Source organism: Streptomyces qaidamensis (genome assembly GCF_001611795.1).
Classification (GTDB): domain Bacteria; phylum Actinomycetota; class Actinomycetes; order Streptomycetales; family Streptomycetaceae; genus Streptomyces; species Streptomyces qaidamensis.
In genome coordinates this window covers 3156954-3177517 of sequence record NZ_CP015098.1, presented here as the reverse complement: position 1 = coordinate 3177517, position 20564 = coordinate 3156954, and the positions used below count along the sequence as shown (strand labels likewise).

Sequence of the window (20564 nt, the reverse complement as noted above, 5' to 3'; positions counted from 1 at the left end):
ATCACTCCGCGGGGACGGCCTGGATCTTGAGTTCCTCCGGGAGCAGGCCGTCCTCGCCACGGTTGAGGTAGCGCTGGTACCACCGGCAGCCGACAGCGGTGCAGCGCCAGTAGTCGTCCACGAAGTGCCCGTGCCCCTTCTCCGCCCGGACCACCGCCCGCTCGGCGGCGTTGAACCTCCGGAAATCCTGCATGGTGCCGCAGGTCCGGCACGCCCGGCTCACCGTCATCAGCTCCTCCTCGCGATCACCGCCAAGTCCGGGAAGTCGGTTACGACCGCATCGACCCCCATGCGGTAGTACAGCGCGTATTCCGCGAACGCGTCCCCGAAATCGTTCGCTCCGCTCCCGCGCCGGAACCGCTCCGGCAGGAACTGGTTCTCCGCGCGGAAGGTGTACGGCCCGATCCGCAGCCCCGCCGCATGCGCGTCCGCGACGAGGGCCGTGCCCGCGACCGAGGACTTGTCCGGCCCGATCCAGTCCGCGTACTGCGCGATCCCCGCCAGTCCCGCCGGCGTCATCATGTCCCGGTAGGTCACCGAGGGCAGGTCGTACGGCCCGCCCGTCGTCCCCAGCGCCTGCCACAGCGGCACACCCAGGCCCGCCATGCGCCGCAGGCTCGTCGGTTCGAAGGACTGCACGACGCACTCACGCCGCCCGAGCCGGTTGCGGCGGATCGAGGCCGCCACCTTCGGCTCCAGCGGCAGTCCGATCGAACGGAAGTACGTGGGGTGCTTGGTCTCCGGGAAGACCGCGATCGTCCGGCCGTGCTCCCGCGACAGCCGCCGCGCCAGGTCCACGACCTCCTGGAAGGTCATGACCTCCGCACGCCCGTCGAAGACGGTGTTGCGGTTGCGGACCGCGGGCAGCCGCTCCACCGCCCGCAGCGTCTTCAGCTCGGCCAGCGTGAAGTCCTCCGTGAACCATCCGGTCACCTGCCGCCCGTCGACCGTCTTCGTCGTCCGGCGGTCCGCGAACTCCGGATGGCGGGCCACGTCGGTCGTCTGGGAGATCTCGTTCTCGTGCCGGACCACCAGCACATGGTCCTTCGTCGGCACCAGGTCCGGCTCGATCCAGTCGGCGCCCGTCTGCACCGCGTACGTGTACGAGGGGGCCGTGTGCTCCGGGCGCCAGCCGGCCGCGCCGCGGTGGCCGATGACGACCGGGCCGCCGCCCTTGCGGGGTCCGGCCGCCGCCGGGCCCGCCGTGGCGGCTGCGGCGGTTCCCGCGGCCGCCGTGAGCAGGAGGGATCTCCGTCCGAGTCGCATGCGACTCCCTTTCGTCGACAGTGGGTTCACTTCCGCGCCCGGGCCCGTGCCCCGGCCAGCCGGTCCAGGTGTTCCTCGTAACCCCTCGTGTAGAACGCGGCCCGGTCCGGGTCCGGCTCGACGACCGCCGTCGGCCGCGTCCACACCTCCGCGTCCAGCGGCACCCCGTACCGCTCGGCCGCCGCCAGGACCGCGCCCCGCGCGCCCACCTCGCCCTCGACGACCCGCAACGGCCGCCCGAGCACATCGGCCAGCAGCCGCATCCAGGCGGAACTGCGGGTGCCGCCGCCGCAGACGGCCAGGCTCCCGGTGAGGCCCGCCGCCGCCAGGCAGTGCCGGGCCGCGTACCCGATGCCCTCGCAGGTGGCGCGGACCAGATCGCCCCGGCTCGACTCCAGGGACACGCCCGTGAGTTCGGCGCGCAGACGCGGTTCGACGAAGGGGGCGCGTTCACCGGAGGGCGCGAAGTACGGCAGCACCCGGACGCCGTTCGCGCCCGGCGGCGTCCCGGCCAGCAGGCCGTCCACCTCGTCGTGCCGCACCCCCGTCGTCGACAGCACCCAGTCCAGCGCAGCCGTGCCGACCATGGCGGGCATGGCGCGCAGCCAGTGCCCGGGCCGGTCCGTGGAGATGTACAGCCCGGCCGGTTCGCCGGTCAGGTCGAGCTCGGTGGTGGCGACCAGACTGGCCAGACAGGTGCCGACGATCAGCAGACCGTCCCCGGGGGACGTCACCCCGGCGCCCAGCGCACAGGCCGGCAGATCATAGGGCCCGTTCGCGATCCGGGTCCCGGGCGGCAGGCCCTCGCCCCGCGTCCCGGCCGTCGCGACCGGGTCGCTGACCGGGGCGAGCAGCCCCCTGCGGTGCGCCAGCCCCAGCAGTTCGACGACCCGGTTGTCGTAGGTCCGGGTGCGCGGGTCCAGGAACGGCATCGACGCGTCCGACACGTCCGTCGTCAAACCGGCGCCCGTCAGCCGCTGGAACACCATGTCCTTGCAGTACAGAGCGGCCTTCGCGGCATCCAGCGCCTTCGGCTCGTGACGTTCCAGCCACGCCAGCAGCGGGCCCGGGGAGCCCGGGAACATCGCGCCGCCCGTCCGCCGGAACACCGTCTCGAAGGTGCCGTCCGCCAGCCACCGGTCGACCAGTTCGTGCGCCCGCCCGTCCATCCAGGAGGCGGCCGGCCGCACCGGCCGGCCCTCGCCGTCGACCAGCCACACCCCGTCACCCTGCCCCGTGAGCCCGGCCAGCTCGACGGGCTCCTCCACGGCGGAGGTCAGCGCTTCGAGCACCGCGACGACCTCCCCGTACACCTCCTCCATGTCCTGCTCGACCAGCCCGCCGTGCAGTTTCAGGCCCACCGGGCGGGACTCCACCGCCAGTTGGCGGCCCGTGGCGTCGAAGGCCGCCGCCTTGACCATGGACGTGCCCACGTCGATCCCCACGTACATGCGGCTCTCCTCCCGGTCCTCAGGTCAGGCAGTGCGCGAGCGGCTCCCCGCGCACCCAGCGGCCCACCTCTTCGGCGGCGATCCGGGCGGCCTTCTCCGCGACCGCGCGCGACGCCCCGCCCAGGTGGGGGGTGAGGACCACGCGGTCGGCCAGCCCCGGCAGCCGGGACTCCGCCGGCAGCGGCTCCCGCTCATAGGTGTCCAGCGCCGCCGCCGACACCCGGCCGCTCTCCAGCGCGTCGCACAGCGCACCCTCGTCCAGCAGCGGTCCCCGGGCCACGTTCACCACCACCGCGCCGGACGGCAGCAGCCCCAGCTCCCGGGCGCCGATCAGCCCCCGTGTCTCGGGCGTGAGCCGGGCGTGCAGGGTGATCACCCGGGAGCGGCGCAGGAGGTCGTCGAGCGAGGTCACGCGCAGGCCGTGGATCTCGCCGTGCACATACGGGTCGTAGACCATCACCCGCGCCCCGAACGCGCACAGCACGCGCGCGACCCGGCTGCCGACGGCCCCGTACCCGACGAGGCCGACGGGCAGGTCCTCCAGCTCCAGTCCGCTCCGCTCGTACGTGTAGTACGTCGCCCCCTCCCAGCTGCCCCGCCCGGCGAGCGGGGCGTGGGCCTGGGGGATGCGGCGCAGGGCCGCCAGCATCATGCCGACGGTGAACTCGGCGGTGGCGGCGGCGTTGCGGCCCGGCGCGAAGCACACCCGCACGTCACGGTTCTTCGCCGCGTCCAGGTTGACGTTGACCGGCCCGCCCCGGCAGACCACGACCAGCCTCAGATCCGGGCAGGCGGCGAGGACCTTCTCGGTGACCGGCCCCATCTGCGTGACCAGCACCTCCGCCCCAACCAGCGCCTCGATCATCTCGTCCTCGGCGTCACTGGCCTCCTGCACCTCGGCGACCGGCCCGAACGGCTCCAGCGGCCAGCCGAGCCGCACTTCGTGGACGTCGGCCCGCTCCACCTCGTGCTCCACCGCCCGCGCGATCAGCGACGGCAGGACGAAGTGGTCACCGGCGGCCACGACACGCACGCTGTTTCCGTCAGTCATCGCAGGGCCTCTCCTGTTTCGGCGTCGAAGACATGGGTGTGCCGGGGGTCGGCGGCGACCCGGACCCGGTCGTCGTGGGCGAGCCGTACCTCGGGGCCGGTGAGGACGACCAGATGCCGTTCGACCCCGTCCAGGGCGAGGGTCGCGAGGCCCGACTCCAGGAGCGGTTCATGGGCGACGACCCGGGCGGGCAGGCCGCCTTCGGCGGTGAGCCGGACGTCCTCGGGGCGGATGCCGACCACGACCTCACGCCCCCCGTCCACCGGCACGGGCAGGGGGATCCGCACCGCGTCGGAGAGGCGGGCGTGGCCGTCGCCGCCGGAGATGCCCGGCAGCAGGGTGATCGCGGGCTCGCCGACGAAGTCCGCGACGAACACGCTGGCCGGGCTGTCGTAGATCTCGTAGGGGGTGCCGAGCTGCTGGATGACGCCGTCCTTCATCACGGCGATCCGGTCGGCGAGGGAGAGGGCCTCCTCCTGGTCGTGGGTGACCAGGATGGTGGTGTGGCCCAGGTCCTTCTGGATGCGCTTGAGTTCGCGGCGGGTGGAGTCGCGCTGGGCCGCGTCCAGGTGGGAGAGCGGCTCGTCGAGGAGCAGCACGTCGGGTTCGCGGATCAGGGCCCGGGCCAGGGAGACGCGCTGCTTCTGGCCGCTGGAGAGGCCGGCCGGGCGGGCGCCGAGGAGGCCGGTCAGGCCCACCCGCTCGGCGATGTCCTTCACCTTGCGCTCGACGTCCCCCCTGGAACCGCGGGCGGCCCCCCGCCGGGCCTTCAGCCCGAACGCCAGGTTCTCCGCGACCGACAGCGGCGGATACAGCGCGTAGTTCTCGAACGCCACCCCGATGTTCCGCTCCTGCGCGCGCCGTTCGACGACCGACGCCCCACCGACGAGGATGTCCCCGCCGGTGACGGATTCGAGACCGGCGATCATCCGTAACGTGGTCGACTTGCCGCACCCGGACGGGCCGAGGAGCCCGAGCAGCTCCCCGGACCGCAAGGTCAGGTCGATCCCGCGGACGGCGTCCACCCCTGGCCGCCCCCGCGCCCGGTAGGTCTTTCTCAGCTCACGTAGTTCCAGTCCCGTCATGGCCGTCCCCTTTTATGGCTCGTTCGCCTCCAGGGCGCTTTCAGCCGATGCCGAGACCGCGACCGTGCTCGACCCTTCGGGCCTCCGCGCGCTCGCACCCTCGACACCGGCGCGCCCTTACGGCTCACGAGCGGTCATCGCGCAAACCTCGTAACGGACCTTGTGTTCGTCCAGATCCCGCAGTGCCTCCGGCGACGCCCCGTCGTCCACGAGGAGCGTGTCGAAGCGGGACAGCGGGACGACCCGGTGCAGGGCGACCCGGCCGAGCTTGGTGTGGTCGATCAGCAGGACGTTCCGTGCCGCCGCGTCGAGCATCGCCCGCTTCACCGACACGATGTGCTGCTCCTGGTGGTAGGCGTAACCCCCGTGCACGGCCGACGTCGACGCGAAGCACACGTCCACCCGGAGCTGCTCGACCGCCTCCACGCACGACACCCCGAGGAACGAGGAGTGCAGCGGGTCGTAGTCGCCGCCGAGCGCCATCAGGTGGATGCCCCGCTGGCCGGACAGGAGGTTGATCGCCTCCAGGAAGTTGGTGACGACCGTCAGCGGCGTGATCTCGGCCGTACGCAACCGCCTGGCTATCTCCAGCGTGGACGTCGAGTCGTCCAGCAGGATCGCCATCCCTGGCTCCACCAACCGCAGCGCGTGCTCCGCGACGGCGGCCTTCTCGGCGCGCATCGTCTTCAGCCGGTACTGCACGTTCGACTCGAAGACCCCCGACGGCTGCGCGGTCACCCCGCCCCGGAACTTCCGTACGATGCCCTGCCGTTCGAGCTCGTCGAGGTCCCGGTGGATGGTCATCAGGCTCACCCCGAACCGCTCGGCGAGCTCCGCCGCGGTCGCCGAGCCGTCGGCCAGCACCTGCTCGGCCATCGCGGCCTGCCGTGCCGCGGGCCCCTGCTGTCCACCACTGCTGTTGCTCATGACTGCGTCTCTATCCGTCGTCCCGGTCGCTCCGGCCGGTCGGCCTCGAACAGCAGCAGGTTCTCAGGCCGGACGACGAGCCGTACCGGATCGTCCGGACGAAGGCGCGCCGCGTCCCCCCGGGGTGCCACCAGCGACACGCGCTGCTCCCCGCTCCCGAGCCGGACGGTGACCTCCACGGACCGGCCGAGCACCTCGGTGACGTACACGGTCCCGGTCAGCCCGTGTCCCTCGCCGCCGTGCAGGGCGATGTCCCGGGGGCGCAGGCCCACCAGTACCTCCGTGCCCGGTGCGGCCTGTGCCCGGACCGGCAGTTCCACACCGCCGTCCGAGCGCACGCCGCTCTCCGTCACCACGCCCGGCAACAGATTGATCCGGGGCCGGCCGAAGGCCCGCGCGACCTCCGTGTCGTACGGCTCGTACCAGATCTCCTCCCGCGTGCCCGTCTGCACGATCCGGCCCTGGCGGATGACCCCGATCCGGTCGCCGAGCGCCAGTGCCTCGACCGAGTCGTGGGTGACGTAGAGGGTGGTGGTGTGCTGCACGGCCCCGATCGCCTTCAGCTCGGCCCGCATCTGCTGGCGGAGCTTGGCGTCGAGGTGGGAGAGCGGCTCGTCGAGCAGGAAGGCCCGGGCGGGGCGGACCAGGACCCGGCCGAGGGCGACGCGCTGCCGCTGCCCGTTGGACAGCTGCCCGACGGGCCGGTCCAGCAGCCCGGAGATGCCGAGCAGTTCGGCGATCGCGCCGATCCGCTGCCGGGCCTCGGCGGCGGGCAGCCGGTGCCGGGGCGAGCGCAGCGGTGAGGCGAGGTTGTCGTAGGCCGAGCGGTGCGGATAGAGGGCGTAGCTCTCGAAGCACATCGCCACGCCCCGGTCGTACGGCTCGACCCCCCGCATGTCCTCGCCGTCGAGCACGACCGTGCCGGAGTCGGGCTGTTCCAGCCCGGCGACGGTTTTCAGGGTGGTGGTCTTGCCCGCGCCGGACGGTCCGAGCAGACAGAAGAACTCGCCCTCGCGCACCTCCAGTTCGAGCTCGTCGAGGGCGAGGGTCTTCCCGTACGCCTTGCGTATCCCGCTCAGCCGGATCATGACTTCACCGCCCCGAACGACAGACCCCGCACCAGGTAGCGCTGGATCGTCAGCGCCAGCAGCAGCGGCGGTACGACCGACACCAGCGCGGCGGCGGCCGTGAGGTTGTACTTGGGCCGGTCCCCGCCGAGGAACGACAGCGCGCCGACGGTCACCGTCTGGGCCTCGTTGGAGGTGAGGATCAGCGGGAAGACGAAGTTGTTCCAGGCGAAGATGAACGCCAGCAGCGACACGGCCGCGATGCCCGGCTTGACCAGCGGGAGCGCCACCTTGAAGAACGCCTGCTTGCGGGTGTAGCCGTCGAGCAGGGCGGCCTGCTCCAGCTCGGGTGTGAGGTCGGCGAAGTAGGACCGCATGATCCACACGATCAACGGCAGGGTGACGAGCTGCAGCACCCACACCATGCCGACGTACGTGTCGAACAGGCCGAGCTTCTGGTAGAGCACGAACAGCGGGATGATGACGGTCAGTTCGGGTGCGAAGCGGAACGACAGCAGCGTGAACATCAGGTTCTCGGAGCCCTTGAACCGCCAGCGGGCCGAGGCATACGCCGCCGGAAGGCCCACCACCAGCGACAGTACGACCGCCCCCACCGACACCACCAGGCTGTTGACGAAGAACCGCACGAACGGGATGCCCTCGCTGTCGCCGAGGACCGTCCGGTAACCGTCGAGGGTGGGGGAGAAGGAGAAGTAGGTGGAGAACAGCTGGTCGGCCGGCTTCAGCGACAAGATCACCATCCAGGCGATGGGGAACAGCGCGAAGACGAAGTAGAGGATCAGGGCGGTGTCGCACAGCCACCCCACCAGGCGTTTCCTCACGTGGTCACCTCCGCGGCCTTCCGCTGGATCTTCCCCAGGTGCTTCACCAGCACCATCGCGGCCAGGTAGACCACGGCCCACAGCACGATCGTGTAGCTGATCCCGAAGGAGTACCGCTGGAAGCGGATGGCTTCGAGATACGCCCGGATCTGGAGCACCACCGTCGAGTCGCCCGGCCCGCCTTCCGTCAGGGCGTAGATGATGTCGAACACCTTCAGCGAGTCCATGAACCGGAAGATCACCGCGACCAGGACGTAGGGCCACAGCATCGGCAGGGTCAGCCGGCGGAAGGTGTACCACCAGCCCGCGCCGTCCACGGCCGCCGCCTCGAACGGGGAGGTGGGCAGCGACCGCAGACCGGCGAGGGCGAGGATCGCCACGAACGGGGTGTAGACCCACACGTCCACGGCGATCGACGACAGCAGCGCGCCCGTCGGGGTGTCGGTCCACTGCACCCCGCCCAGACCGAAAGGCCTCAGCAGGTGGTTGACCACCCCGACCGACGGCTGGAGCATCAGCTTCCAGATGATCGCCGCGATCACCGGGGCGATCATCAGCGGCAGGATCAGGATCTTCTCCAGGACCCGGCCGATCAGTGTCGAGCGGTGCAGCAGCAGGGCGACGGCCACGCCGAGCACGGTCTCGGCGAGCGCAGCCCCGACGGCGTACAGCACCGTCACCCACGCCGAGTTCCAGAACGCCTCCTGAGTGAAGACGGCTCTGTAGTTCTCGAAGCGCACCATGTCCGGCTGCGGTTTGCTCGCCGAGAAGTCGAACAGCGTGTAGTACAGGCCGAGCCCGAAGGGGTAGAGGATCCCGCAGGTCAGCAGGAGCGCTGGGACGATCAGGACGTACGGGCGCAGGGTGATCCGCCACCCCATCGCTCTAGCCCACCTTGCCGGCGAGGTCGTCCGCCAGCCCGTCCAGGACCGGCTTCGCACCCTTGCCGCCGTAGATCTCCTGGAGGGCCGAGGCCCAGCTGGTCGTCGCGTCGAAGAACTGGGCCTGCGGGGTGAACTGGATCTTCGTCTGGTCGACGACCTTCTCGAAGGTCTCCAGGAAGCCCGGCAGATGCCGCATCTTGTCCTTGTACGCGGCGTCGTCGGCGACGGACTTGCGCACCGGGTCGATGTGGTTGTGCGTGATCGCGCTCTTGCGCAGGTGCTCCTTGCCGGTGGCCCACTGCAGGAACAGCCAGCTGGCGCTCTTCTTCTTGCTCTTGGCGTTCATGCCGAGCGACCAGATCCACATGTTGGTGGCGAGCGACCCGCCCGGCCCCTGCGGCCCCGGGTGGAAGGCGATCTTCCCGGAGGCGGGGCTCGCGCCCTTCACCGCCTGGAAGTAGGCGGCCGTGTCGGCGTCGAACAGCATCCCGGCCTTCTTCGCACCCAGGTCGCTGGAGCACTGGTACCAGGTGTACGACGTCCAGGACGGCGGCCCGCCCCGCTTGACCATGCGGGCCCAGTCCTCGGTGAAGGCGACGGCCTCGGGGCTGTTCATGGCGGGGGTGAGCTTCCCGCCGTCGACCGTGAAGTCCTTCAGCCCGTTGCGGGCGTACATCGTCATGAAGCCCGGGTGGATGGTGGCCCAGCTCCGGGAGCCGCGCACGGCGATCCCGTACATGCCGTCGAAACCCGCGCCCGGCGCCTTCCGCTTGATGGTCCCGGCGAGTTCGGTCAGCTCGTCGAAGGTCTCCGCCGGTTTCACGCCGAGCTTGCGGAACACCTCGGTGTTGTAGGCGACGACGTTCGTCTCCCAGCCCCACGGCAGCGCGTACTGTCCGCCCTGGCCGAGCGGGGCGCCCGCCTTCAGGGACCACTGGTCGGCCTGGAGCAGGTTCGGGAAGAAGTCCGCCTGGTCCCATTCGGCGCCCGTGGCCGAGGAGTTGCGCATCCAGGGGCCGAGGTCCTCCAGCCAGTTCGGCGGCCCGTACTGCCACACCATGTACGCGCCGAGCATGAAGACGTCGTAGGAGGCCCGCCCGCTGGACAGGTCCACGGTGAGCTTGTCGAAGTAGTTGTCCTCGGGGAAGACGTCGTACTCGACCTCGATGCCGGTCTTCGCGGTGAAGGACTTCAGGTCGGCGATGAGGGCGTCCGTGTACGGGTGCTTGTTGAGCAGGGCCTTGACGGTGGTGCCCTTCTCCCGCTTCCAGTCGAAGGAACCGGTGACGTCGTCCGCGGCGGAACCGTCGCTCTTGTCGTCGTTCCCGCCGAAACCGGCGCCGCAGGCCGTGAGTAACGGGGCCGCCGCCGCCCCGGCGGCGAGGGCGAGGAAGCGCCGGCGGTCGTGCACGTGCGTGTCCATCCGTACCTCCGCGTGGAGCCTGGCTAACACGTCGAGTCGACTCGTTAACAGAGGGTGGAACGGCTGAAGTTGGGCGTCAATCCCTCGCGCACGGGAAAATATCGGGGCACAGTGAGAAGTTCACAGATCCGGCTGCGACGGCGTGGGAGGTTCCGGATGGTGGACGAGGGTGCGGGCGAGGGCGCGGCCTGGCTGGGCGTCGACCTGGGCACGCAGAGCGTCCGCGTGCTGCTCGTCACCGCCGACGGCACGGTCCTCGGCAGCGGCTCGGCCCCGCTCACGGGGCGGCGGGACGGGGTGCGGCACGAGCAGGACCCGCTGCGGTGGTGGGCGGCGCTGTGCGAGGCGTCGCGGGCGGCCCTCGGCTCCGCGCCGCCCGGCCTGCCGGTCGGCGGACTCGCGGTGTGCGGCACGTCCGGCACGGTCCTGCTGACGGACGGCTCGGGCCGCCCGGTGAGCCCCGCGCTGATGTACGACGACGGGCGGGCGCAGGCGCAGGCGGGGCGGGCGCGGCAGGCGGGGATCGCGGTCCAGGACACCTGGGCGCTGCCGAAGGCGCTGTGGCTGCTGGGCGAGTACGGCGGCACCCCGCTGCGCCTGACGCACCAGCCCGACCTGATCGTCGGCCGGCTCACGGGCGAGCCGCCGCCGGCCGATTCCAGCCATGCCCTGAAGACGGGCTACGACCTGGCGGGCGACCGCTGGCCGGAGGCCGCCCTGGCCGAACTGGGCCTGCCAGAAGGCCTGTTGCCGAGCGTCGTCCGCCCGGGGACGCGCCTCGGTGAGGTGTGCGCGGCCGCCGCCGACGCCACCGGCATCCCCGTCGGCACGCCGGTGTTCGCCGGGATGACCGACGGCTGCGCGGCCCAGATCGCGTCGGGCGCACTGCGGCCCGGCTCCTGGAACTCCGTGCTCGGCACCACGCTCGTGCTGAAGGGCGCCGCCCGCGACCCGGTCGGCGACCCCACCGGCGTGGTCTACAACCACCGTGCCCCGGACGGCACCTGGCTGCCCGGCGGCGCGTCGAGCGTCGGGGCCGGGGCGCTCGCGGCGCACTTCCCGGGGGCCGATCCGTCCGAGATGGACGCACAGGCCAGGGCGTACGAGCCGTCGAGTGCGGTCGCCTATCCCCTGGTCTCGCCGGGGGAGCGGTTCCCGTTCCGGGCGCCGGAGGCGACCCCGTTCGTCCTGGGCGACCCCGTGGAGGACGCCGACCTGTGGGCGGCGCTCCTCCAGGGGGTCGGCCTCACCGAACGCCTGTGCCTGGACTACCTGCACCATCTCGGCGCGCCCCTGGACGGCCCGCTCACCTTCACGGGCGGCGGCGCCCGCAGCCCGTACTGGAACCAGCTGCGCGCCGACATCCTGGGCCGCCCGGCCCGTGTCCCCGAACAGACCGAACCGGCCCTGGGCATGGCGGCACTGGCCGCGTACGGGGCGTCGGGGGCCGGCGCGCTCGCGGACGTCGCCGAACGCATGGTGCGCGTCCGGACCGTCGTCGAACCCCGCCCCGGCCGCACCGCCGCCTTCGCCGAGCCGTACGCGCGTCTGGTCGACGCCCTGCGGGACCGCGGCTGGCTGCCCGGCCCGGTCGCCGCGCACGCACACAGCCGGCTGAGCGGGGATACTTCCGCATCATGAGTACGACCCTCCTGCTGGTCCGCCACGGGCAGACCGTCTGGCATGCCGAGAACCGCTACGCCGGCATCAGCGACATCGACCTCACCGACACCGGCCGCGCCCAGGCCGAGGCCCTCGGCCGGTGGGCCGCCGCCCATCCCGTCGACGCGGTCTGGACGTCCCCGCTGTCCCGTGCCGTCGCCACCGCCGAGCCCGCCTGCCGTGCCCTCGGCCTCACCTCCCAGAGCGAACCGCACCTGCGCGAATGCGACTTCGGTGTGCTGGAGGGCCGCACGCTCGCCGAGTTCGAGGCCGAGGACCCGGAGTGGGCCGCGGCCTACCGGGCCGACCCGGTGGAGCACTCCTTCCCCGGCGCCGAGGACCCGCGGGCGGCGGCGGCCCGCGGCGTGCGTGCCCTCAGGGGCATCGCCGCCGCCCACCCCGGCGAACGCGTCCTGGTGGTCGCCCACAACACCCTGCTGCGCCTGGTGCTGTGCACTCTGCTGTCGATCCCGGTCGGCGAGTACCGCAGAGTGCTCCCGCGGTTGCGGAACGCGGCGATCAGCGAACTGCGCGTGAACCCCGACGGTTCCGCCGCACTCCTTTCACTCAATGTGCCGTGCGAGGCCGATGTGCCGTAGCAGGATGAGCACATGACGCAGATCGACACGTCGGTGCCGCACTCGGCCCGGATCTGGAACTACTGGCTGGGCGGCAAGGACAACTACCCGGTGGACGAGGCGGCCGGTGACGCGTACACCGCCGTCTTCCCCGGCATCGTCACCATCGCCCGCAGCAGCCGCGCCTTCCTCGGCCGCAGCATCCGGTACCTCGTCCAGGAGGCCGGTGTACGGCAGTTCCTCGACGTCGGCACCGGCCTGCCGACCGTCGACAACACCCACGAGGTCGCCCAGCGCCTCGCCCCCGAGGCGCGGATCGTCTACGTCGACAACGACCCGCTGGTCCTCGCCCACGCCCGCGCCCTGCTCACCTCCACCCCCGAGGGCGCGACGGCGTACGAGCCCATCAGCCTCCACGAGCCCGAGCAGATCATCGAGGCCGCGGGGAAGACCCTCGACCTCACCCGGCCCACGGCCCTGATCCTCAGCGGCATCCTGGGCCACGTGGCCGACTACGAGCAGGCCCGCGACCTGGTCCGCCGCCTCCTGGCCGGTCTGCCGCCGGGCAGCTACCTCTCCCTCAACGAGGGCTCCCGCGGCACGGACCCTGCCTACGAGCAGGCCCAGGACGCCTACAACGAGACGGGCGCGGTCCCGTACTTCCTGCGGCCGGCCGAGCAGATCGAGGCGTTCTTCGAGGGCCTGGAGCTGGTGGAACCCGGCGTGGTCTCGGTGCCGTTGTGGCACCCCGAGCCGGGTGTGCCGGCCGAGCCGATCGGCCAGCACGGCGGCCTCGGCCGCAAGCCGTAGCGCACGACGGGAAACCCCCGCGAGTCCTGTCCTCGCGGGGGCTTCCTTCTTTCCGCCTGCCGTTCGTGAAGGGTGAGAAGACGATCACGAGGCAGGACGACTCAGCGGCGGGCCGCCGTCAGGGCGCCAGCAGCAGCACATCCGCTCGGGACTTGGCTGCCTCGTAACGGCGGGCGACGTCCTGCCAGTTGACGACCTGCCACATCGCCTCGATGAAATCGACCTTCTGGTTGCGGTACTGGAGGTAGAAGGCGTGCTCCCAGGCGTCGAAGACGAGGATCGGGGTGGCGCCCTGGCCGACGTTGCCCTGGTGGTCGTAGACCTGCTCCACGATCAGCCGCCCGCTCAGCGGCTCGTACGCGAGCACTCCCCAGCCCGAACCCTGCGTCGTGGCCGACGCCTTGGACAACTGCGCCTTGAAGTGTGCGAAGGACCCGAAGGACTCGGTGATCGCGTCCGCGAGCTCACCCACCCCGTCCTGCGCCAGCGGCTCGCCGCCGCCGTCCTTCGGACCGGTCATGTTCTGCCAGTAGATGCTGTGCAGGATGTGCCCGGAGAGATGGAAGGCCAGGTTCTTCTCCAGCCCGTTGACCGACCCCCACGTCCCCTTGTCCCGCGCTTCGGCCAGCTGCTCCAGCGTGTCGTTGGCGCCCTTCACATAGGCGGCGTGGTGCTTGTCGTGATGCAGCTCGATGATCTCGGGGCTGATCACGGGGGCGAGCGCGGAGTAGTCGTACGGCAGTTCGGGCAACGTGTAGACGGGCATGGGCGGGATCCCCTCCGGACCTTATTGCAATCGACTTGCAAGTACACGCTAACAGCAAGAAGGGCGCCAGGCCGGGCGAACGCGCGGAACGGCGGTGCGCGGGGGGTGGGCGCGACCTACTATCGGTTCTCGTAGGAAGGGGGCGGCCATGGGGCCCGAGATCGCCGAACTCGCCAGAACCGCGGGAACGACGATGGTGACGCTGATGGCCGGCCAGGCCTGGGAGTCGGCCCGCGAGGGCCTCGTCTCCCTCTGGCAGCGCTTCCAGCCCGACCGTGCCCAGGCCGTCGGCGGCGAACTGGAGGCCACCCGCGAGGACCTCCTGCTCGCCCGGCAGACCGGTGACGCCGACACCGAGTCCGAACTCACCGCCGAGTGGCAGGCGAAGGTCCGTCGGCTCCTGGTCGCCCGGCCCGAGGTGGCCGACGAACTCCGCCGCATACTCGCGGAGTTGAACCCTCATCCCGCGGAGGCACAGTCCTCGGTGGAGGTTCGGCTGCGCGCCGAGGTATCCGGCAGCGGCCGGGTCTACCAGGCCGGACGCGACCAGCACATCACCGAGCGATGAGCGAGCTCGGCGCCCGGGCCTCGGGGCAGGGGCGCATCTTCCAGACCTCCGGCGACCAGCAGACCTACGAATCCGGGGACTACGCGGCGGCACTGGCGCTCGCGCCCACGGTCGTCGAGGCGGTCCGGGGCGTCCTGGGCGCCGAGCACCGGCTGGTCCTGGAGGCCGAGCACCTCCAGGGCACGGCGTTGTTCCGGATGGGTCGGTTCGCCGAATCGGAGCAACTGCACCGCCGGGTGCTGGAACGCCGGGAGACCCTCCTCGGGGCCGATGACGTGGACACGCTCCACAGCTGCGCCGCGCTGTCGCAACCGCTGGATCTCCTCGACCGCGACGAGGAGTCCGAACGCTGGAAGCGACGAGCCCTCGACGGCTACCGGCGAGTACTGGGGGAAGACAGCCGGGAGGCGTTGTTCATCTGGTGCGGGCTGATTGAGGTCCTGCCGCAACTGCGCAAGGAACAGGAACTGGCGGAGGAAGGCCCCGCACTCCTGAGGGCGTGCGAGCGTGCCCTGCCACCGGACCATCCCACGATGATTCTCGCCCGTCACAACTACGCCTACGGCCTGTTCGAGTTCGGCCGCCACGCAGAGGCCGAACCCATGGCCCGCCAGGTGCTGGCCGACCGGATCCGGCTCCAGGGCCCGGACCACCCCCTCACCCTGTCGGCGACATCCCTCACCGCCCGGATCACCCATGCTCTGGGCAGAACCGACGAAGCCATCAGGATGATGAAGGAGCTGTCCGAACACCGGGCACGGGTGCTCGGCCACGAGCACCCGTTCGCCGCCCACGACCGGGCCTGGGTCACCACCTGGCAGGCCGCGGCCCGGGGCTGATCAGACCTGGTGCCTGGCCCGCACCCGCTGCCACGCGTACCCGGCCACCGCCAGGGCCAGGATCATCCCGCCCGTCGAGTACAGCTGCACCCGCGTGTCCGGCTCCCGGGCCATCAGGACGAAGACCGCGGCCATGCCGGCCAGGGCGACCCAGGTCAGCCAGGGGAACGCCCACATACGCACGGCCAGCTTCTCGGGGGACTCGCGCTCCAGGCGGCGGCGCAGGCGCAATTGCGAGACGGCGATGAAGATCCAGACGGCCAGGATGACCGCACCGATCATGTTCAGCAGCCAGGCGAAGACGTCGTCGGGCCGCCAGTAGCTCAGCAGCACGCACAGGAACCCGAACACCGAGGACGCCAGCACGGCGATCCGCGGCACCCCGCCCGAGACCCGGCCCAGCCCCTTCGGGCCCTGGCCGCGCTCCACCAGCGAGTACGCGATGCGGGAGGCACCGTAGATGTTGGCGTTCATCGCCGACAGCAGGGCGACCAGCACGACCACGTTCATCAGCTGGCCGGCGCCCGGGATGCCGAGTTCGTCGAGGGCGGCGACGTACGGGCCCTTCTCGACGACCTCCTTCGAGTCCCAGGGGACGAGCGTGACGATGACGGCCATCGAGCCGATGTAGAACAGAGCGATGCGCCACATCGCCGTGCGGACCGCGCTCGCCACGCCCTTGACGGGGTTCTCCGACTCGGCCGCAGCGATGGTGACCGTCTCCAGGCCGCCGTAGGCGAAGACCGAGGCCAGCAGGCCGATGACCAGGCCCTCTCCGCCGTTGGGCAGGAAGTCCGTGAGGTGGCTCGTGCCGGGCGATTCCGTGCCGGGCAGAACGCCGAGGATCGCCAGGACGCCGAGCACGAGGAACAGACTGATCGCGGCGACCTTCAGGGCCGCGAACCAGAACTCGAACTCGCCGAAGTTCTTCACGGCCGCGAGGTTCGTGCCGCAGAAGACGACCATGAACAGTGCCACCCACGCCCACTCCGGCGTACCCGGCAGCCAGCCGCTGACGATCTTCGCGGCGCCGATGCCCTCCAGGCCGACGGCCGTGCAGAGCAGCACCCAGAAGGACCAGCCGGCGGTGAACCCGGCCCACGGGCCGATCGCCCGCTCGGCGTGCGCCGAGAACGACCCTGACGACGGATACGCGGCCGACATCTCGCCGAGCATCCGCATCACCAGCATCACGAGGACACCGGAGAGGGCGTAGGCGACCACGATCGACGGACCGGCCGCGGCGATACCGGCACCGGAGCCGACGAACAGACCGGCTCCGATCACGCCGCCGAGGGCGATCATCGACAGGTGGCGCTGCTTCAGGCCGTGGGAGAGGGAGACGTCGTCCGTGCCGGTCGGCGTCTGGGTGGTGCTGCTGGGCATGGGCGCGGCTCGTCCTATGCGTGAGGGCGTACGAGGGCAAAAACGCCGCCAGTCTCGGTTGCCTCTCCGCTCACACGAAGAGTCATCCCACTATCCGGACAGTAGCGTCGCTCTGTGTGGCTGGGCGGCGACCGGCATGCAGCGCGAGGCGTCGCCCTCGATGGCGTGGCTCTCCTTGCCTTGGACGCCGACGGGGATGTCCCCGGCGACCGGCACCCGGTGCAAGAACGTCCCGGCCCCGGGCCGCCCGGACGGCGGCCGGCGGGCGAGACGGTGGGCTCAACGCTTTGGGGGAAACCTACAGATGACCGGTCTCGCCCTCACGTGTCACATGGCACCTCATCACCGTGACCGGCGTCACGCCGTACCGCTGGAACCCGCACTCTTTGTTCGAAGCCGACCAACGGCCGGTCCACGCCTTTGTGGACGGCTGACGGTGATCGGGACGAGGGCGCTGGGATAGCGTCACCGTGTCCCACCGGCCCTCACCCTCGCGGAGTCCCCATGAGCACCGCTGCCGCCACACCCGCCCGCGCCGGGCAGGTCCTCGCCGACCTGCTCCCCGCCTCCCGTGTCCGGGACGCGGCCCTCGTGCTCGGCGGCGCCGCGCTCACCGGCCTCGCAGCCCAGATCTCCATGCCCGTGCCGGGCTCCCCGGTGCCGGTGACCGGCCAGACCTTCGCCGCTCTGCTCGTCGGCACGTCCCTCGGCGCCGGCCGCGGCTTCCTCGCGCTCGCGCTGTACGCCCTCGCGGGCATCGCCGGGGTGCCGTGGTTCGCCGGCGCCTCCTCCGGTGTCGCGCCCTCCTTCGGCTACATCCTCGGCATGATCCTCGCCTCCACCGTCGTCGGCGCCCTGGCCCGCCGCGGCGCCGACCGCTCGGTGCTGCGCATGGCCGGCACGATGCTGGTGGGCGAGGCGATCATCTACGCCATCGGCGTGCCCTACCTGGCCCTCGCCACCGGCATGTCCGCCACCGCCGCGATCGCGGCCGGCCTCACGCCCTTCCTCATCGGCGACGCGCTCAAGGCGGCGCTGGCGATGGGCGCCCTGCCGACGGCATGGAAGTTCGCGAACAAGCGCTGACCTTGTCGTTTAACGTCCAGCGTCGAACGCGGCTCGAACTTGATCAGCGTTCTCGCAGTTCGGCGGACGTGTAGGCGGCCTTCGTCTGATCCTGTGCTCCGTCACAGAGTGGATCAGCGCGAAGGCCGTGGTCGTGAGTTTGGTGCATCAGGGCGTCCTGCGGGATGCGTTCGCGGAAGTGTCACGCTTCCGGTCGGAGTTGTACGCGTGTCTGACCACGCGGGGCGACGCGTTGTTCGAGTTGTGCGACGCGCTGCTGTGCACGGACGGGCCGGTTCGGACGCTGGTTGATCTCGCGCTCGCGCCCGAACACCGCCGAGGTCACGGGGCTCTGTACGGCGGACTCAACCAGGGCCGGATCGACGTCGCACGGCTGCGTCGTGCCCTGACCGAGGTGCCGCTGCCGAGGGCGGCGGACGGTCGGCTCGTACTGGCCGTCGATGTCTCGCCGTGGCTGCGACCGGACGCCAACACCTCTGCCAACCGTGCCTTTTGCCACACCTTCGGCCGGGGCGAGGGCAAGCATCAGATGGTGCCAGGCTGGCCGTACTCGGTGGTGGCTGCGCTGGAGACCGGCCGCACGTCCTGGACGGCGGTGCTGGACGCTGTCCGCCTGGAGCCCGGCGCCGACGTCGCCGCCGTGACCACGGTGCAGATCCGCGAGGTCGTCGAGCGGCTAGTCACCGCCGGCCAGTGGCGACCGGGTGACCCGGAGGTCCTGGTCGTGCTGGACGCCGGATACGACGCCCCGCGCATCGCCCACCTGCTGAGTGACCTGCCCGTCGAGATCCTCGGCCGACTCCGTTCAGACCGGGTGATGCGGCGTCCGACACCCTCCCGCGAAGAGTTCCACCTGGCCAACCCCAAGGGCGGCCGGCCACCCAAGCACGGCGGCGAGTTCGTCTTCGGTGACGCCGCAACCTGGGGCACCGAGCAGGCCGTGACCGCCACGGCCACCCGGCTCTATGGGAAGGCGACCGCGCAGGCATGGGACCGGCTGCACCCGCGGCTGACCCACCGGGCCGCATGGCTCGACCACAACGGGCCGCTGCCCATCATCGAGGGCACCGTCATCCGCCTAGCCGTGGAGAAGCTGCCCAGCGGCGGAGTCAACAGGCCGGTCTGGCTGTGGTGGTCGCGAATCGGCGCCACCGAAGCGGACGTCGACCGCTGCTGGCAGTCCTTCCTCCGCCGCTTCGACATCGAGCACACATTCCGCCTGTTCAAGCAGACCCTCGGGTGGACCAAGCCCCGGCTCCGCAGCTCGGAAGCGGCCGACCGGTGGACCTGGCTCGTCATCGCCGCCTATGCCCAGCTCCGGATCGCCCGCCCGCTGGCCACCGACCTTCGCAGGCCCTGGGAAAAGCCGACCGAGCCGAACAAAATGACACCCGCCCGCGTCCGCAGAGGGTTCAGAAACCTGCACGCGAAGACCGGCTCACCCGTCGGCGCACCGAAACCCTCCCGTCCCGGCCCAGGCCGACCGCCCGGCTCGAAGAACCGCTATCCGGCTATCCGTCATGACGTGGGACGCGTCCTCGCCACCGGCGAGGCATACAGCCGTCCCGCCCACCACAAGGTGGGCACCAAACCCCGCAGAACAGGCTGACGAGTGACACAGAGGGCCAGCACACTGAGCGCATGCGCTATGAGGAGAGAGCCAAGCTCACAGTCGTGAAAGTCCTGGTCCAGCTGGCCGTCCTTGTCGCCTCACCAGTGCTGCTGATAGCAGGAGCACCGATCCGCCGCCGCTATCTCCGCTACGTCTACCGCGATGAGGCCCCGCAGATCCTGGACAAGGAGCGAGGTCGGGTCAGCGCCCACTACTTCGTGGTCACCAACCCAGTTCTGCAGTGGCTCTGCTGGCCCACAGAATCACTCGCCCGTCTCATCGAGAGCCGAGGTTAAACGACAAGCTGACAGCGCAGGCGTTGCGGAGAGGCCCGCCGGGGCGATGCCCCCGGCGGGCCTCTCCGCGTTCCGCACGGCGCGACAGCGGCTGGTTCAGCCCTCCTGAGCCCCCGGCCGCCGCCGCTGCGACCACCACATTCCGGCCACGCCCGCCGCGAGCAGCGACGCCCCGGCCGCGCCCAGCGGCAGCAGATCACGGGCCGGACCGGTCTTCGGCAGCTCCTTGCCGCCCGGGCCCGCCGGCTCGTTGTCGGTGCCGAGCAGCAGCGGCGTGGCCGGGGCGTCCGGCGACGGGTTGCTCGTGCCGAACGGCACCGGGCCCTGCTGCCAGAAGGTCTTCTTCCCGTCGCCCGTCTGCACGGGCAGGCAGATCTTCCCGGTCTTGCCGAGGTCGAACGTCGCGTCGACGGCGTACGACTTCGACTCACCGGCCGCGAGATTATCGATCGGGCATGCGAATCCGCTGTTCGACCCTTCCGGAAGTCCGTTCTCGGGTATCGCCGAACATCCCTCGACGCCCTTGACGACAAGCCCGTCGAAACCGACGACCAACAGCCTGATCTTCCCGCTGTCCTTGCTCCCCTCGTTCTTCACCGTGGCGGTAATCGCCGTCTTTTCCGAGCCGTTGTCGACCGAGATCTTCCCGGGCAGCAGCGTGGTGAGCTTCACTCCCGCCGGTGCCTCGTCAACTGCCTTTCCCCCCTTGCCGCTCGGCGGCCCTTCGTCCTCCGCCCCGGCTGTGCCGGAAAGGATCAACACCGCCGAGAAAGATGCCATGACCAGCGATCCCGCGACCGCTGTCGAACGACGAGAACTCATGTTCGTCCCCCCTTGCGTCCCCCTGGACTGCGCCTGAATTCGCAGCACTGAAAGAGGTACCACAAGATTTCACCGCACTATCCTGGTGCGGCACGAAGTGTGACCGTTGTGTTTCACTGGAGTCGGTCGCGGTGTCGTGGAGG

General features: G+C 70.9%; 21 protein-coding genes and 1 pseudogene. 8 read left to right on the top strand and 14 right to left on the bottom strand.

Annotation, left to right across the window (positions count from 1 at the left end; genetic code table 11):
* Window position 1: 1 nt before the first annotated feature.
* From A4E84_RS13895 to A4E84_RS13850, 10 genes are all read right to left on the bottom strand, one after another.
* The gene (locus A4E84_RS13895) at window positions 2-229 is read right to left on the bottom strand and encodes a hypothetical protein (protein WP_063827497.1); all 228 of its coding nucleotides are present in this window, start codon (window positions 227-229) and stop codon (window positions 2-4) included.
* The gene (locus A4E84_RS13890) at window positions 229-1266 is read right to left on the bottom strand and encodes a glycerophosphodiester phosphodiesterase family protein (protein ID WP_062926875.1); all 1038 of its coding nucleotides are present in this window, start codon (window positions 1264-1266) and stop codon (window positions 229-231) included. Before A4E84_RS13890 ends, A4E84_RS13895 begins: the two co-directional genes overlap by 1 nt.
* Before the next feature lie 26 nt (window positions 1267-1292).
* The gene (locus A4E84_RS13885; RefSeq protein ID WP_062926874.1) at window positions 1293-2717 is read right to left on the bottom strand and encodes an FGGY-family carbohydrate kinase; all 1425 of its coding nucleotides are present in this window, start codon (window positions 2715-2717) and stop codon (window positions 1293-1295) included.
* A gap of 19 nt (window positions 2718-2736) precedes the next feature.
* Complete coding sequence (locus A4E84_RS13880; protein WP_062926873.1) at window positions 2737-3768, bottom strand: 2-hydroxyacid dehydrogenase; 1032 nt, start codon at window positions 3766-3768, stop codon at window positions 2737-2739.
* The gene (locus A4E84_RS13875) at window positions 3765-4853 is read right to left on the bottom strand and encodes an ABC transporter ATP-binding protein (protein WP_062926872.1); all 1089 of its coding nucleotides are present in this window, start codon (window positions 4851-4853) and stop codon (window positions 3765-3767) included. The genes A4E84_RS13880 and A4E84_RS13875 overlap by 4 nt, the downstream gene beginning before the upstream one ends.
* A 117-nt stretch (window positions 4854-4970) precedes the next feature.
* On the bottom strand, window positions 4971-5780 hold the full coding sequence (locus A4E84_RS13870) for a DeoR/GlpR family DNA-binding transcription regulator (protein WP_062926871.1): 810 nt from the start codon (window positions 5778-5780) through the stop codon (window positions 4971-4973).
* Window positions 5777-6868 (bottom strand): ABC transporter ATP-binding protein, encoded by a 1092-nt coding sequence (locus A4E84_RS13865; RefSeq protein ID WP_062926870.1) that lies wholly within the window; start codon window positions 6866-6868, stop codon window positions 5777-5779. Before A4E84_RS13865 ends, A4E84_RS13870 begins: the two co-directional genes overlap by 4 nt.
* Window positions 6865-7689 carry a carbohydrate ABC transporter permease gene (locus A4E84_RS13860; RefSeq protein WP_062926869.1) on the bottom strand — a complete coding sequence of 275 codons (825 nt, stop codon included), beginning with the start codon at window positions 7687-7689 and terminating at the stop codon, window positions 6865-6867. Before A4E84_RS13860 ends, A4E84_RS13865 begins: the two co-directional genes overlap by 4 nt.
* Window positions 7686-8570 (bottom strand): carbohydrate ABC transporter permease, encoded by an 885-nt coding sequence (locus A4E84_RS13855; RefSeq protein WP_062926868.1) that lies wholly within the window; start codon window positions 8568-8570, stop codon window positions 7686-7688. The genes A4E84_RS13860 and A4E84_RS13855 overlap by 4 nt, the downstream gene beginning before the upstream one ends.
* A 4-nt stretch (window positions 8571-8574) precedes the next feature.
* Window positions 8575-9996 (bottom strand): ABC transporter substrate-binding protein, encoded by a 1422-nt coding sequence (locus A4E84_RS13850; protein ID WP_062926867.1) that lies wholly within the window; start codon window positions 9994-9996, stop codon window positions 8575-8577.
* 156 nt (window positions 9997-10152) lie between these two features.
* Between A4E84_RS13850 and A4E84_RS13845 the strand changes: the two genes are divergently transcribed.
* From A4E84_RS13845 to A4E84_RS13835, 3 genes are read left to right on the top strand one after another with little or no spacing between them, the layout of a single operon-like run.
* Window positions 10153-11637, top strand: a complete 1485-nt coding sequence (locus A4E84_RS13845) for an FGGY-family carbohydrate kinase (RefSeq protein ID WP_062926866.1) — start codon at window positions 10153-10155, stop codon at window positions 11635-11637.
* Complete coding sequence (locus A4E84_RS13840) at window positions 11634-12257, top strand: histidine phosphatase family protein (RefSeq protein ID WP_062926865.1); 624 nt, start codon at window positions 11634-11636, stop codon at window positions 12255-12257. Before A4E84_RS13845 ends, A4E84_RS13840 begins: the two co-directional genes overlap by 4 nt.
* 12 nt (window positions 12258-12269) lie before the next feature.
* The gene (locus tag A4E84_RS13835) at window positions 12270-13046 is read left to right on the top strand and encodes an SAM-dependent methyltransferase (RefSeq protein ID WP_062926864.1); all 777 of its coding nucleotides are present in this window, start codon (window positions 12270-12272) and stop codon (window positions 13044-13046) included.
* Window positions 13047-13164: 118 nt separating this feature from the next.
* On the opposite strand, the gene A4E84_RS13830 is transcribed toward A4E84_RS13835, so the two are convergent.
* Window positions 13165-13812 carry a superoxide dismutase gene (locus A4E84_RS13830; RefSeq protein ID WP_062926863.1) on the bottom strand — a complete coding sequence of 216 codons (648 nt, stop codon included), beginning with the start codon at window positions 13810-13812 and terminating at the stop codon, window positions 13165-13167.
* A 148-nt stretch (window positions 13813-13960) separates the two neighbouring features.
* Here A4E84_RS13830 and A4E84_RS13825 point away from each other — a divergent pair, with 148 nt between their 5' ends.
* Window positions 13961-14380 (top strand): hypothetical protein, encoded by a 420-nt coding sequence (locus tag A4E84_RS13825; protein WP_062926862.1) that lies wholly within the window; start codon window positions 13961-13963, stop codon window positions 14378-14380.
* Complete coding sequence (locus A4E84_RS13820; protein WP_079128962.1) at window positions 14377-15219, top strand: tetratricopeptide repeat protein; 843 nt, start codon at window positions 14377-14379, stop codon at window positions 15217-15219. Before A4E84_RS13825 ends, A4E84_RS13820 begins: the two co-directional genes overlap by 4 nt.
* On the opposite strand, the gene A4E84_RS13815 is transcribed toward A4E84_RS13820, so the two are convergent.
* Complete coding sequence (locus A4E84_RS13815) at window positions 15220-16605, bottom strand: amino acid permease (RefSeq protein ID WP_062926861.1); 1386 nt, start codon at window positions 16603-16605, stop codon at window positions 15220-15222.
* Window positions 16606-16695: 90 nt separating this feature from the next.
* A pseudogene (locus tag A4E84_RS44450) lies at window positions 16696-16830 on the bottom strand (TauD/TfdA family dioxygenase); the annotation flags it as partial.
* A gap of 279 nt (window positions 16831-17109) precedes the next feature.
* Between A4E84_RS44450 and A4E84_RS13810 the strand changes: the two are divergent.
* The 3 genes from A4E84_RS13810 (at window position 17110) to A4E84_RS13800 (ending at window position 19599) form a co-directional block, all read left to right on the top strand.
* Window positions 17110-17691, top strand: a complete 582-nt coding sequence (locus tag A4E84_RS13810; protein ID WP_062926860.1) for a biotin transporter BioY — start codon at window positions 17110-17112, stop codon at window positions 17689-17691.
* A 133-nt stretch (window positions 17692-17824) separates the two neighbouring features.
* Window positions 17825-19300: an NF041680 family putative transposase gene (locus A4E84_RS13805; protein ID WP_237304718.1), complete on the top strand. Its 1476-nt coding sequence runs from the start codon at window positions 17825-17827 to the stop codon at window positions 19298-19300.
* 32 nt (window positions 19301-19332) lie between these two features.
* A complete protein-coding gene (locus A4E84_RS13800; RefSeq protein WP_062924574.1) occupies window positions 19333-19599 on the top strand; it encodes a hypothetical protein in 267 nt (88 codons plus the stop codon).
* 96 nt (window positions 19600-19695) lie between these two features.
* Here A4E84_RS13800 and A4E84_RS13795 read toward each other — a convergent pair whose 3' ends face one another.
* Entirely contained in the window at window positions 19696-20421 is a 726-nt protein-coding gene (locus tag A4E84_RS13795) for a hypothetical protein (RefSeq protein ID WP_062926859.1), read from the bottom strand.
* Window positions 20422-20564 lie beyond the last annotated feature (143 nt).